This is a genomic window from Streptomyces marianii (genome assembly GCF_005795905.1).
Taxonomy (GTDB): domain Bacteria; phylum Actinomycetota; class Actinomycetes; order Streptomycetales; family Streptomycetaceae; genus Streptomyces; species Streptomyces marianii.
This window is the reverse complement of sequence record NZ_VAWE01000001.1, coordinates 6873777-6887209: the sequence shown is the minus strand read 5'-3', so window position 1 is coordinate 6887209 and position 13433 is coordinate 6873777. Positions and strand designations below refer to the sequence as shown.

The 13433-nt window shown below is 74.6% G+C and carries 9 protein-coding genes; 7 read left to right on the top strand and 2 right to left on the bottom strand.

Features of this window, described 5'->3' with window-relative positions; all coding sequences use genetic code 11:
• Positions 1-182: 182 nt before the first annotated feature.
• Entirely contained in the window at positions 183-2423 is a 2241-nt protein-coding gene (locus tag FEF34_RS31175; protein WP_138056139.1) for a molybdopterin oxidoreductase family protein, read from the bottom strand.
• A 248-nt stretch (positions 2424-2671) separates the two neighbouring features.
• Here FEF34_RS31175 and hmgA point away from each other — a divergent pair, with 248 nt between their 5' ends.
• The 4 genes from hmgA to FEF34_RS31155 all read left to right on the top strand — a co-directional run bounded on the left by hmgA (position 2672) and on the right by FEF34_RS31155 (position 7420).
• On the top strand, positions 2672-4000 hold the full coding sequence (gene hmgA / locus FEF34_RS31170; RefSeq protein WP_138056138.1) for a homogentisate 1,2-dioxygenase: 1329 nt from the start codon (positions 2672-2674) through the stop codon (positions 3998-4000).
• Between the two features lie 24 nt (positions 4001-4024).
• On the top strand, positions 4025-4774 hold the full coding sequence (locus tag FEF34_RS31165; RefSeq protein ID WP_138056137.1) for a GntR family transcriptional regulator: 750 nt from the start codon (positions 4025-4027) through the stop codon (positions 4772-4774).
• Complete coding sequence (locus FEF34_RS31160) at positions 4771-5970, top strand: type ISP restriction/modification enzyme (RefSeq protein ID WP_138056136.1); 1200 nt, start codon at positions 4771-4773, stop codon at positions 5968-5970. Before FEF34_RS31165 ends, FEF34_RS31160 begins: the two co-directional genes overlap by 4 nt.
• 226 nt (positions 5971-6196) lie before the next feature.
• Complete coding sequence (locus FEF34_RS31155) at positions 6197-7420, top strand: CaiB/BaiF CoA transferase family protein (protein ID WP_138056135.1); 1224 nt, start codon at positions 6197-6199, stop codon at positions 7418-7420.
• Between the two features lie 257 nt (positions 7421-7677).
• Here FEF34_RS31155 and FEF34_RS31150 read toward each other — a convergent pair whose 3' ends face one another.
• A complete protein-coding gene (locus FEF34_RS31150; protein ID WP_171053167.1) occupies positions 7678-7944 on the bottom strand; it encodes a hypothetical protein in 267 nt (88 codons plus the stop codon).
• Positions 7945-8222: 278 nt separating this feature from the next.
• On the opposite strand from FEF34_RS31150, the gene FEF34_RS31145 reads away from it, so the two are divergent.
• The 3 genes from FEF34_RS31145 (at position 8223) to FEF34_RS31135 (ending at position 13425) form a co-directional block, all read left to right on the top strand.
• On the top strand, positions 8223-9752 hold the full coding sequence (locus FEF34_RS31145) for a DUF4331 domain-containing protein (RefSeq protein ID WP_138056134.1): 1530 nt from the start codon (positions 8223-8225) through the stop codon (positions 9750-9752).
• Complete coding sequence (locus tag FEF34_RS31140) at positions 9749-11059, top strand: tetratricopeptide repeat protein (protein ID WP_325063653.1); 1311 nt, start codon at positions 9749-9751, stop codon at positions 11057-11059. The genes FEF34_RS31145 and FEF34_RS31140 overlap by 4 nt, the downstream gene beginning before the upstream one ends.
• A gap of 536 nt (positions 11060-11595) precedes the next feature.
• Positions 11596-13425: a hypothetical protein gene (locus FEF34_RS31135; RefSeq protein WP_171053166.1), complete on the top strand. Its 1830-nt coding sequence runs from the start codon at positions 11596-11598 to the stop codon at positions 13423-13425.
• The last annotated feature ends 8 nt before the right edge of the window (positions 13426-13433 follow it).

Sequence of the window (13433 nt, the reverse complement as noted above, 5' to 3'; positions counted from 1 at the left end):
CTCGGATGCCGTCGTCGGATGCCGTCCTCGGATGCCGTCGTCGCGCGCCGGCAAGGTGCCGACGTGTCGGCGACAGGCGGAGAACCCCGGCAGCTCGGGACCGGTGGGGGGAACCACGGGCGGGGGGCTGCGAGCGGGCCGCACGCCGGCGAGGACCGCGCCGCCGCCCGCCCCGCGGGACCTCAGCGGGCCGGCGCCACCTCCACGGGGAAGCCGTTGAGCACGGCGGTGCCGGAGAGCGGGTCGAGCAGCGAGCCGTCGAGCAGCTGGTTGACGTTGACGCCCGGACGGGCCGCCGCCACCCGCAGCCGGGTGCCCGGACGGTCGTGCCCCCAGCCGTGCGGGAGGCTCACCACCCCCGTTCGCACGTCGCCGGTGACCTCGACGGGGACCTCCAGCTCTCCCCCGGCCGCCTTGATCCGGGCGAGGGCGCCGTCCTCCAGCCCCAGCCGGGCGGCGTCGTCGGGATGGACCTGGAGGGTGCAGCGGTTCGAACCCCCGTTGAGGGCCGGGACGTTGTGCATCCAGCTGTTGTTGGAGCGCAGATGGCGCCGGCCGACGAGCACCAGCCGGCCGTCCCGGGCCCCGAGCGCCTGCCGCAGCCGCGGCAGGTCTTCCGCGATCGGACCGGGCAGCAGTTCGACCCGCCCGCTGCGGGTCCTGAGCACCTGGGCCAGCCGCGGCCTGAGCGGCCCGAGGTCGATGCCGTGCGGGTGCGCGAGCAGATCGTCGAGGGTGAGGTCGTACGGCCCGAGGCGCAGCATCATGTCGAGGCGCCGCTCCGGGCCGGTGCGGCCGCTCAGCCGACCGGCGAGCTCCTCGGCGTCCTGTCCGTGCACCGGCGATCGGGGGTCGGCGACGGCCCTGGCGAGGGAGGCCGATATGACCATGTCGTCGACCGTGGACGGGTCGGCGCCGTGCATACCGCCCACCGCCAGGATCAGCCGGGCGTGGATCTCGCACTCGTCCGGCGCTCCCTCGTCGAGCGGGACGGCGGGAGGGGTGTAGCGGGCCTGGTTGCGCACGGCGAGCCCGTTGAACGAGAAGTCGTAGTGCCCGCTGCGCGACGGGGGCGGCGGTGGCAGGACGACGTCGGCGTGGCGCGAGGTCTCGTTCAGGTAGGGGTCGACGCTGACCATGAGGTCGAGTGCGCCGAGCGCCCGGTCCAGCCGGTCGCCGTCGGGCGCGGACAGCACGGGGTTGGCGGCGATGGTGATCACGGCGCGGATCCGGCCCTCGCCTGGCGTCTCGATCTCCTCGGCGAGTGCGGCGATGGGCAGTTCGCCCTTCGCCTCGGGGTGGCCGGCGACCCTGCTGGCCCAGCGGCCGAGGGCGAAGCCCTTGCCGGGCGGGACCGGTTCGGTGGCGGAGCGGGGTGCGCGATCGTGCGCGGCCAGCGGGAAGAGGACCCCGCCGGGCCTGTCGAGGTTGCCGGTGAGGACGTTGAGGACGTCGACGAGCCAGCTGGCGAGGGTGCCGTGCTCGACGGTGCAGCTTCCGATGCGGCCGTACACGGCGGCGGTGGGCGCGGCGGCGAGTTCGCGGGCGAGGGTCCGGACGACGACCGCGTCCAGGTCGCAGGCCGCGGCCACGGCCTCGGGGGTGAAGTCCCGTACCGCCTCGCGCACCTCGTCCACGCCCTCGACCTGCCCGGCGAGCGCGCCGGGGTCGGTGAGGCCCTCCTCGAACAGCACGTGGACGAGTGCGGCGAGCAGCAGCGCGTCCGTACCGGGCCGGATGGCCACGTGCCGGTCGGCGAGCCGGGCCGTGCGGGTACGGCGGGGGTCCACCACGGTGAGCCGGCCGCCGCGGCGGCGCAGCGCCTTGAGCCTGCCCGGGAAGTCGGGTGCGGTGCACAGGCTGCCGTTGGAGTCCAGGGGGTTGGCGCCGAGGAGCAGCAGATGGTCGGTGCGGTCCAGGTCGGGTACGGGGATCGCGACCGCGCTGCCGAAGAGCAGTCCGCTGGAGACGTGCTTGGGCATCTGGTCGAGGGTGCTGGCGGTGAAGAGGTTGCGGGTGCGCAGCGTCGACAGCAGCACGGGCGGATAGAGCCCGCCGGCCATGGTGTGCACGTTCGGGTTGCCGAGGACGACGCCGACCGCGTCCGGGCCGTGCTTCTCGATCAGCGGACGTATCCGGGTGGCGATCAGGTCGAACGCCTCGTCCCAGCCCGCCTCGCGCAGTTCGCCGTTCTCGTCGCGCACGAGCGGGGACCGCAGCCGGTCGGGGTCGGAGTCCAGCTCGCCGAAGGAGGCGCCCTTGGGACAGATGAATCCCTTGCTGAAAACGTCGGCCCGGTCCCCGCGGACCGCGCCGACCCGTTCCCCCTCGCCGTCCCGTTCGACGGTCAGGGTCAGTCCGCAGGTGGCCTCGCACAGCGGGCAGATCCGCAGGGCGGTGCGGGTGGCGTCGGTTCCTGGCATGAGGCCCTCCCCGGGGCGGCGGCAGCGATGACGCACGGGCACCGATGAGCATACCGACCGGTACGCACGTTGGGGAGGGCCGTTTCGCCCGCACCCACCCGGGCCGCCGTCCGCCCGCACCCCGGCGACTCCCCGGCCGTCCGGCCGCGGCACGCCACAGCGGGCCGGGCGCCGCCGTTGACCGGGTACACCGGGAATCCTATTGTTGACCATAGGATTCCTTGGACCGGACGCATCGGAGAGTGCGGATGAGCGGTATCGAGCAGGCGAGGAAGACGGCCGAAGGGCTGGAGTACCTGTCGGGATTCGGCAACGAGCACCACTCGGAGGCCGTCCCGGGGGCCCTGCCGCTCGGACGGAACTCGCCGCAGCGCGCCCCCCTCGGGCTCTACGCCGAGCAGCTGAGCGGCAGCGCGTTCACCGAGCCCCGCGCGCACAACCGGCGCTCGTGGCTGTACCGCATCCGGCCGTCGGCCGCCCACCCCCCGTTCGTCCGCGCCGACAACGGCACCCTGCGCACCGCGCCGTTCACCGAGACCGTGCCGGACCCGAACCGGCTCCGCTGGGACCCGCTACCGGAGCCCGCGCCCGGCACGGACTGGCTGGCCGGTCTGTGGACCCTCGGCGGGAACGGCGACGCCGCCCAGCGCACGGGCATGGCCGTGCACCTCTACCACGCCGACGCCGCCATGGAGCGGCGGGTGTTCAGCGACGCCGACGGCGAGCTGCTGATCGTGCCCGAGCAGGGCGGCCTGCTGCTGCGCACGGAGCTGGGCCTGCTGTCCGTGGAGCCCGGCGAGGTCGCGCTGATCCCCCGGGGCGTGCGCTTCCGGGTGGAGCCGCTCGACGGCTCCGTCCGGGGCTACGTCTGCGAGAACTACGGACAGCCCTTCACCCTGCCCGAGCTGGGCCCGATCGGCGCCAACGGACTGGCCAACCCCCGCGACTTCCGGGTTCCGGTCGCGGCGTACGAGGACGTCGAGGGCGACGTCGAGGTCGTCAACAAGTTCTGCGGCAACCTGTGGACCGCCACCTACGACCACTCACCCCTCGACGTCGTCGCCTGGCACGGCAGTCATGTCCCGTACGTCTACGACCTGCGGACGTTCAACGTCATGGGAACGATCTCGTACGACCACCCCGATCCGTCGATCTTCACGGTGCTCACCTCCCCCAGCGACACTCCCGGGCTCGCGGGCGTCGACTTCGTGGTGTTCGCGCCGCGCTGGCTCGTCGGCGAGGACACCTTCCGGCCCCCGTACTTCCACCGCAACGTGATGAGCGAGTACATGGGCCTCATCGAGGGCGCCTACGACGCGAAGACCGCCGGAAAGGGCGGCTTCGTCCCGGGCGGCGGCTCGCTGCACAACATGATGTCGGCGCACGGACCCGACCGGGAGACCTTCGACAGGGCGAGCGCCGCCGAGCTGAGGCCGCAGAGGATCGACGACGGCCTTGCGTTCATGTTCGAGACCCGCTGGCCGGTGACCGCCACCGCCCAGGCGGCGAACGCGGACCACCTGCAGAGCGCGTACGACGACGTGTGGCAGGGTCTGGAGCGCCACTTCCGGTCCTGAGGCCGGATCTGATACGGAGTTGCCGTGACCGCCTTCGCCCCCGACTCGCTCGTCCTGAACCGCAAGCTGCCCCTGTGGTACCAGGTCTCGCAGTCGCTGCGCGCCTCCATACTCGGCCGCAGGCCGCACGACCCGCTGCGCCTGCCGACGGAGGAGCAGCTGGCCGAGCACTACGGGGTGAGCGTGCTGACCATGCGGCAGGCGCTGAAGGAGCTGGAGTCGGAAGGGCTCATCAGTCGGCACCGGCGGCGCGGCACCTTCATCGAACCGGGGGTCCGGCGCAGCGCGCCCCGGCGGCTGCTGGGCTCGATCGACGCGATCGTGGCCCAGCAGTCCGGTGAGCTGACGACCGTCCTCGGGCACGCCCCGGAGCCGGTGCCGGGCGGGCTCGCCGAGTACTTCCCGGACACCGACGAGGTCGTCACGTACCGCAGACTGCGCTGCGACGGTGACAGCGGGGAACCCGTGAACTGGGCGGAGAACGCGGTACGTCCGGACGTCGCCGCCCGGCTGGACGTGGCGGACCTCGAGCGCTGGCCGATGACCAAGGTGTTGCGGGACGCCGTCGGGGTACGGATCAGCCGCATCACGGACACGGTGGAGGCCCGGCTCGCCGACCCGGAGACCGCGGAGCTGCTCCAGGTGCCGCTGCTGTCGCCCATCCTCCACTACACGGGCGTGACCTACGACGACGAGGGGCGGGTGGTGGACGTGGCGCGGATCCGGTACCGGGGCGACCGGTTCTCGTTCTCCGTGACCGTCGAGGCGGAATGAGCGGCCAGGGGGGCGGCACCGGCGGCACCGGCGTGCCACTGGACGACATCATGCCGTGGTCGACCGGGCCGCTGCGACTCGGTCGCGACTGGGTGGTCGCGCCCGACGCCCGGACCCTGCGGGCCCGCTGGGACGCCCTGGTCGCGACCGGGGGCGAGGAGCGGGCCGCCCTGTTCGAGGAGACCCGGGCCCGCGGTCCGGGCCGCCCCGTGGCGGCACTGCCCGGGCAGGCCACGGGGACCGGACGGTTCGCCGAGGAGCGCGGGCGCTGCCCGGAGCCGGTGCGCATCGTCCACGCGCCGTTCGACGAGCAGTGGATCCTCCCCGACCACCGGCTGATCGACGTGGCACGGCCCGAGCTGTGGCGGGTCGCCGACGACCGTCAGCTCTTCGTGGTGGAGCAGGGCCGCGTCCCGGGCGACGACGGCCCCGCGGTGCTGGTCTCCGGCGTCCTCCCGGAAGGCCGCTCCGCCGGGAGGCCCGGCCGCATACGCCCCCTGTACCGGCGGCCCGCCGGACGTGAGCCGAACCTGGCACCGGGGCTGCGGGCCGCACTGCGGGAGCGTTTTCCGGACGCGGCGGAGCCCTGGGACGTGCTCGCATGGGTGGCGGCCGCCGGGCGGCCCGCGGCCCGGGGCTGCGAGGTGCCGTTCACGGCGGACGCCGGAGTGTGGGCGCGCGGCGTGGAACTCGGCCGGCGGCTCGTCGGCATCCAGCTCAGGGGGACGCGGGGCGGGGATCGCCCGCGGCTGCCGGGCGGCAGGCGCCCGTATGTCCGGGCCGCGGTCCCCGCCCGCCCTGTGACGCTGGTGTACGACGCGGAGGAGGAGGCCCTCCTGATCGACGGCGGACGGGTCGCACCGGTGCCGGCGGAGGCGTGGGACTTCCGGGTGGGCGGTGTCCGGGTGCTCGAGGACTGGTTCGCGCGGCGGACCGCGGAGCCGGCGGCGGGGACGCTCGGGGCACTCCGTCCGTCCGGGTGGCCGCAGGAGTGGAGCTCGGAGCTGCTGGAGCTGGTGACGGTGCTCGCGCTGCTGGGGCAACTGGACAGCGCGCGCGAGGAACTGGGCGAGGAGATCGCCCGTACCGGCTGGCACGACCTGCGCGTGCCCAGGGTACCGCGGGCCGCCCGAGCGCCCGCTTCCGTGCTCGACCACCACGAGGAGGGGCCGGGCGGGCAGTTCGTGCTGCTCTGAGGGCTGTCCCGCGATCCCCGGGAACGCGGCGGGCGGCGCCGGACGCGGTGCGTCGCGGCGGAGAGTCGTCCTCGTACCGGGCGCATTCGGGCGATTCGGCAGCGCAGCGAGGCGCCGCAGCCGTCGTCGTGCCGGGAACCTCGGTTGGATCCGGTGGGGCTTCCCCGCCGGCGGCGGGCCCCATCGGGGTGACAAAGGTGGTACGTACACGGTATCAACGGCTTCCATGAGCCAGCCGCTGCCCCTGGAAGGCATCACCGTCGTCGCCGTCGAGCAGGCCGTCTCGGCCCCGTTCGCGACCCGTCAGCTCGCCGACCTCGGCGCTCGTGTGATCAAGGTGGAGCGGACCGACGGCGGCGACTTCGCCCGCGGCTACGACACCGCTGCGGGCGGCCTCGCCTCGCACTTCGTCTGGTGCAACCGCGGCAAGGAGTCCCTCGCCGTGGACCTCAAGGATCCCCGGGGGCTGGCAGCGGTCCGCCGGCTGATCGCCAAGGCCGACGTCTTCGTGCAGAACCTCGCCCAGGGCGCGGCGGCCCGGCTCGGGCTGGACGCCGCCACGCTCTGCGCCGCGCACCCGCGGCTGGTCGCGGTGGACATCTCGGGGTACGGGGAGTCCGGCCCGTACGCGCACAAGCGGGCCTACGACATGCTCGTCCAGTGCGAGGCCGGACTGGTGTCCGTGACGGGCACCGCGGAGCAGCCGGTGAAGGCGGGCATCCCGGCGGCGGACGTCGCCGCGGCCATGTACGCCTTCTCGGGGGTGCTGGCCGCCCTGCTGCGGCGAGGCACGACCGGACGCGGCGGTCCGGTCGAGGTCTCGATGCTGGAGTCGCTCGCCGAGTGGATGGGGCACCCCCTGCACCACGGGATGCACGGGGGCGACGCCCCGGAGCGCACGGGTCTGGCGCACGCGGTCATCGCGCCCTATGACGCCTACCCCACGGCCGACGGGGGCCAGGTACTGCTGTCGGTACAGAACGACCGGGAGTGGCGGCGACTCGCCGAGCTGGTGCTGGGCCGCCCGGAGCTGGCGGCCGATCCCGCCTTCGCGACCAACAAGGCTCGCACGGCGAACCGCGGGAGGACGGACGCGGTGGTCGCCCGGGCGCTGGCCCGGCTGGACACGGCGGACGCCGTGACGCTGCTGGAGGAGGCGGGGATCGCCTGCGCCCGTCTCAACACCGTGGCCGATCTGGCCGCCCATCCGCAGCTGGAGGCCCGGGACCGCTGGCGGGACATCGCGACGCCCGTCGGCCGGTTGCGGGCGATGCTGCCGCCGATCACCCTCCCGGGCGGTCCGGAGCCGGGTATGGGCGCCGTCCCGGCACTCGGCGAGCACACGGACGCGCTGCTGCGCGAGGCGGGGCTGACGGCCGACGACATCGCCGAGCTGCACCGGTGCGGGATCGTTCCCACGGAGCACACGGGCGGCGAACGCCTCGGGTGACACGGATGTCCACGGCGGGTTCTCGGCTTCCGGACGGGGCGCGACCGGTCGACCGGTCGCGGCCCGGGCCGGCGCGGGGCGGAAGGGAACCCCGGCACCGGCGCGCGGGCCCCGGTCTGGGCCGGGGGTCGCGCGCACGCGGTGGCTGGTGGTGCTCGGCGGGGTGGTCGGGCCTACGGTGACCGGGCGGGAGCGAGGGGGACGGGTGGGCGTGAACGGTCACGCGTGCCCGGGCCGCCGGCCGGCCACCCCGCCGGTCACTGGCCCCGGCTGCCGAACAGCGAGCGGCGCAGTCGTCGGAGCGGCGCGAAGAGCGAGACGCGCGCGCTCTTGCTGCCGCGGCTGTGCGCGACGTCACGCGTCGTCAGCTCACGCATGAGGGACGTCGCCTCGGCCGCCTCGCGCTGCGGCACGGCGGGTCCGCCGAGTACCGCGAGATGGCGGTCGAGACGCGAGCTGGTCGCGCTCGTACCGCAGGTGATCGCAGGGACCCGTGCCCTGCTGCGCATCGTTATCTGTTCCATGTCACTCCCCACCCGTACAAGGGCACCCGGCCCGGGCAGATTAACCCTATCGCCCCTGCCTCACACTCGTGTATCCCGCCTGAGCGATTCAGCACACACGTACGGGGGTTGACGACTACGCAGTGAATCCACCTGATTCCAGGGCGAGTTGGACGCCCGCGAATCCCGGACCAAACCTCCGGCCGCGCCGCCCCGAACACCTGTCACCAGGCAGCAAGGACCGTCTCGTTCGCGACGGTCCAAGCCCCGACGAGAGTCCACGACAGGACGGGACCGACATGTTCTCTCATCTCATCAGGAGCACGCGGGGGCGCAAAAACCTCGCCTCGCTCGTCTGTGGTGCGCTGGCGGCAGGGGGGCTCGCGGCGGCCGGAGTGAGCTCCGCGCTCGCGCCGGGCGCTGCCAACGCCTCCAGCCACCGGGAGGCCCCGCTGATCTCCGGGCAGCCGCAGTACGACACCACGGACGTGTACGCGTTCGTCAGCCCCGACCGGCCGGACACCACGACGATCGTCGCGAACTGGCTGCCGTTCGAGGAACCGGCGGGCGGACCGAACTTCTACCGGTTCGCGGACGACGCCCGCTACGACATCCACATCGACTCCGACGGCGACGCCCAGGGCGACCTGCTCTACCGCTGGACCTTCCACGACCAGATCAGGAACGGTGACACGTTCCTGTTCAACACGGGCCCGGTGACCAGCCTGGACGACCCGGACCTCAACATCACGCAGACCTACGACCTGGAGATGATGCGGCTCCGGAACCAGCATGTGATCTCCACCACGAAGATCGCGAACGATGTGCCGGTCGCCCCGTCGAACGTGGGCAAGGCGTCCATGCCGGACTACGCGGAGCTCCGGAAGGAGGCCGTGCGCGAGCTGAAGGACGGCACCACCGTGTTCGCCGGCCAGGCCGACGACCCGTTCTTCCTCGACCTGCGGGTGTTCGACCTGCTGTACGGGGGCGACCTGTCCGAGGTCGGCCGGGACACCCTGAAGGGCTACAACGTCAACAGCATCGCCCTGCAGGTGCCCTCAGAGCACATCCGGCAGTCCGCGGGGCAGCCCGTGGTCGGGATCTGGTCGACCACGCACCGCAAGAGCGCGAGCGGGGACTGGACTCAGGTCTCCCGGCTGGGCATGCCGCTGGTGAACGAGGTGGTCATCCCGCTCAAGGACAAGGACCGGTTCAACGCCTCGTCGCCCTGGAACGACGCCGACTTCCTCACGTCCGTCACCGAGCCGGAGCTGCCCAAGCTCATCGAGGACATCTACAAGATCGAAGCGCCCGAGGAGCCGCGGGACGACCTCGTGTCGGTGTTCCTCACCGGCGTCAAGGACCTCAACCAGCCGCCGGGCGTCCGGCCGGCCGAGGCGCTGCGTCTGAACACGGCCGTACCGCCCACCGGCGAGCCGAAGCGGCTCGGCGTGCTGGACGGCGACAACGCGGGTTTCCCGAACGGGCGCCGGCTGACCGACGACGTCCTGGACATCGCGCTCCAGGTCGTCGAGGGCGAACTCGTCGGGAAGAAGAACGACCTGGGCGACGCCGTGGACGAGAACGACGTGGAGTTCGAGAAGTCCTTCCCGTATGTGGCGCTGCCGACGTCGGGCTCCAACGGGCCCCTGGCGGAGGCCGCCGGCAACCGCAGCCAGCTCGACGGCGGCGCGGAGCTGACGTCGGGCAGCGCCACGGACGACCGCACGGTGCTGGCGCTCTCCGCGGGCGCCGCGGGCGCGGGCGTCGTGCTCATCGGAACCGGCCTCGCCTGGTGGCGGTCGCGCCGGCGCGGCAGGTGGTCATGAAGCGGGCCACGCGGTCCGTGTGGCGCCTCGGGGCCGGGATCGTGGGACTGGCGTGCGTGCTGACCGCCGCGGGAGCGGTGCTGGGCGGCCCGGACGAGGTGCCCACGGCCGCCGCGGGGGCGGTGGCCCCCGGGGCGGCTCCCGGACCGGGGGTGCGCACGCTCCAGGCCCATCTGAGGGCGCAGCCCAGGGACGCGGGCGCATGGGCGTCGCTCGGTGCGGCGTACGTCGAGGAGGCCAGGGTGAGCGGCGATCCTTCGCGGTACCCCCGGGCCGGGGAGGCGTTCGCCCGCTCCCTGCGGCTGCGGCCCGACGGCAACGCCGAAGCGCTGGCCGGCCGGGCGGCCCTCGCGGCGGCCAGGCACGACTTCCCGGCGGCGCTCCGGGACGCCGACCGGGCACTCGCGGTCAACCCGTACAGCGAGCGCGGTCTGGCCGTGCGGATCGACGCGCTCGTCGAACTCGGCCGCTATCCGGCGGCGTTGGAGGCGGCGCGCCGGGCCGACGCCCGCCGGCCGGGCATCCCGGTGTTCACCCGGCTCGCCTACGTACGGGAGCTGCGCGGGGACACCAAGGAGGCACGGCGCGTGCTGGAACTGGCCCGGGACTCGGCGAGCACCCGGGCCGACATCGCCTACACGGCGACGGCGCTCGGCCGGCTCGCCTGGTCCCAGGGCGGCTACGACGAGGCCCTGCGGCAGTGCGGCCGGGCCCTGAAGGCCGAGCCCGACAACCTGGAGGCACGCGAGTGCCGGGCGCGGGCACTCACCGGCAAGGGCGAACACACCGCGGCCATAGCGGAGTTCGAGACGATCGTCGCCCGGTCCCCGCTGCCGGGGCGGTTGGTCGCGCTCGGAGAGCTGTACGAGGTGAGCGGCCGGCCGGGGCCCGCCCGCCGCCAGTACGAGGTGCTCGGCACCTGGACGGGGCTCGCCCGGGCGGGCGGCGTGAACCCGGACCTGGACACGGCCCTCGCGGCCGCCGACCACGGCGACCGGACCGATGCCCTGCGCGCGGCCCGTGCCGAATGGCAGCGCCGCCGCACCGTGCACACCGAGGACGCCCTCGCCTGGGCGCTGCATCGCTCGGGGCGTTCCGAGGAGGCTCTCCCCCATGCGCGGGCGGCGACCGCGACGGGCTACCGGGACGCGGCCTTCCTCTACCACCGCGGCATGATCGAACGCGCGGCGGGTGAGCGGGCCGCCGCGCATGCCTCGCTGACCCGTGCCCTTGCGCTCAACCCCGCCTTCTCCCCCATCGGCGCGCGCGAGGCGCGCCGCGCGCTCGACGGTCTGGAGGCATCATGACCGATCCGTTGTCGAACACCCTCGCGGCGCTGCTCGCGGTCCTGGTGCTGACCGCCGGGGCACGGGGGTGCCTGGCCCGCGTCCGCACGCCCGGCGCCCGGGCGGTGCGGGTCGCGGCGGAGCACCCGGCCCCCGTGCGGCGGGCGACGGCCGTCCCTCGCCCGCGCCCCGCGTCGACGGCGATCGGCCGTGCGTCCGGGACGCGGCCGGGAAGCCCCGGCCGCCCGCGGCGCGAGCGAGCGCCGCACCCGAGGAGGGCCGTGCGCGCGGCACGGGAACGCGTCGTGCGTGAAAGCGCACCCGGGTCGCGGCCGGGGACCCCCGGCACCGGGGCGTGTTCCGAGGGTCTCGTCGTCCGCCCGCCGGGCGGGGGCATCCGGTGCGTGCGGTCGCAGGGCGGAGGGAGGAGAGCGCAGCGGGCGGCGCCGACGACCGACGGCGCCGCGAGGGCACGCCTCCCGCGCCCGGAGGGCGGGGAGGGGGTGCGTGCCGGACGTTCCCGGCGAGACGGGACTTCCGCAACCCGCCCCAGGGACGTGCGAGCAGCACACGAACGGGCGGCACGCGGAGGTCCGGAGGGCGTACGGGGGCGCGGCCGGGGGCACGCGGTCCGGGCCGCGCTTCTGGTGGCGGCCGGGACGGCCGCCCTGCTCGTCGGGACGGGCGCGCCCGCCGCGGCCCACCCGCTGGGGAACTTCTCCGTGAACCGCTACGACGGACTCGTCGTCGCCGAAGGGGAGTTGCGCGTCGACCACGTCGAGGACCTCGCGGAGATCCCGACCGCGCGTATCCGGCCGCGGGAGACGGCGCCCGCCGCGCTGGCTGCCTGGGCGGAGGACCGCTGCGCCGTCGCTGCGCGCGAGGCCCGGCTGCTCGTGGACGGCCGGGCCGTGCCGCTCGAAGCCGGGACGGCGCGCGCCTCCGTCCGGCCAGGCCAGGCGGGGCTGCCCACCCTCCGCGTCGAGTGCGGGATGCGCGCGCCGCTGCCGGGCGGCAGGACGGATCTGGCGTTCACGGCCGCACCCGGTGAGGGTGCCGGCTGGCGGGAGATCACGGCACGCGGCGACCGCACGACACTGGCATCGTCCGACGTACCCGGCGAGTCCGTCTCGCGCCGGCTGTCCAGCTACCCGCAGCGGCTGCTGGAGTCCCCGCCGTCCCGCACCTCGGCACGGCTCACGGCCGCACCCGGCGGACCCGCGCTCGGCGAGGGGGCAGCGGCGGCGCCCCCGTCCGTGCTGCCGCGGGGGGTCGACCGCTGGACCCGGGCCCTGACGGGTCTGGTCGAACGGCGCGACCTCACCGTGCCGTTCGGGGCGCTCGCTCTGGTCGTCGCCCTGGGACTCGGGGCCCTGCACGCGCTCGCGCCCGGTCACGGGAAGACCCTGATGGCCGCGGCGGCAGCGGCGGGCGGCCGGAACTCGCTGCGGGAGGTGCTGGCGCTCGGCGCCTCGGTGACGGTCACCCACACCCTCGGCGTCCTCGCCCTGGGCGCCCTGATCGTCGCGGGGTCGGCCGTCACCCCGGCCGTCGTCGGCTGGCTGGGCATGGCGAGCGGGATCGTGGTCGCGGTGGCGGGTGCGCTGCTGGCGCGGCGGGCGTGGCAGGACCGGGCGCAGGGGCGCGGGCACACGCACGTCCACTGGCTCGGCGGCGGACGCTTCAGCACGCACACGCACACGCACTCCACCGGCGACGGCCACGGCCACGCTCATGACCACGGTCACCAGCTGGCCCACGACGGCGCCCGGAAGCACACGCGCGAACACGGGCACGGGCACGGGCACGGGCACCAGGAGCCGGAACACGAGCACGGCCACGGACACCACCACGAGCCGGAACACAAGCACGGCCACCAACCCGTCATCCGCGACCGGCACGGGCACCAACCCGTCATCGGCGACGGGCACGGGCACCAACCCGTCATCGGCGACGGGCACGGGCACCAACCCGTCATCGGCGACGGGCACGGGCACCAACCCGTCATCCGCGACGGGCACCACCCCGGCCGCGGCTCCGAGCGGCAGCGGCCACTGCGCCGCAGCATCCTGCTCGGTCTGGCCGGCGGCCTCGTCCCCAGTCCCTCCGCCGTGGTCGTACTCGTCGGCGCCGCGGCACTGGGCCACGCCTGGTTCGGGCTGCTCCTCGTCGTCGCGTACGGGGCGGGGCTGGCCCTCACCCTCACCGCGGCCGGCTTCGCGGTCGTGCGCCTCGGGGGCCGGATCGCGGCGCGGTTGGCACGGCGGCGGGCGGCCGGGAGGCTGGCCGGCCTCGTCCAGCGTTCGGCACCCATCGCCACGGCGCTCACCGTGGTCGTCCTGGGATGCGGATTGGCGCTCAGGGGGGCCGCAGGAGCGATGAGTTGAGCTAGCTT

Bases quoted from the DNA above. Each gene is read 5' to 3' on its own strand.
- FEF34_RS31175 (WP_138056139.1), bottom strand. From the start codon at position 2,423: ATGCCAGGAACCGACGCCACCCGCACCGCCCTGCGGATCTGCCCGCTG.
- FEF34_RS31145 (WP_138056134.1), top strand. From the start codon at position 8,223: ATGTTCTCTCATCTCATCAGGAGCACGCGGGGGCGCAAAAACCTCGCC.
- FEF34_RS31160 (WP_138056136.1), top strand. From the start codon at position 4,771: ATGAGCGGCCAGGGGGGCGGCACCGGCGGCACCGGCGTGCCACTGGAC.
- hmgA (WP_138056138.1), top strand. From the start codon at position 2,672: ATGAGCGGTATCGAGCAGGCGAGGAAGACGGCCGAAGGGCTGGAGTAC.
- FEF34_RS31140 (WP_325063653.1), top strand. From the start codon at position 9,749: ATGAAGCGGGCCACGCGGTCCGTGTGGCGCCTCGGGGCCGGGATCGTG.
- FEF34_RS31150 (WP_171053167.1), bottom strand. From the start codon at position 7,944: ATGGAACAGATAACGATGCGCAGCAGGGCACGGGTCCCTGCGATCACC.
- FEF34_RS31155 (WP_138056135.1), top strand. From the start codon at position 6,197: ATGAGCCAGCCGCTGCCCCTGGAAGGCATCACCGTCGTCGCCGTCGAG.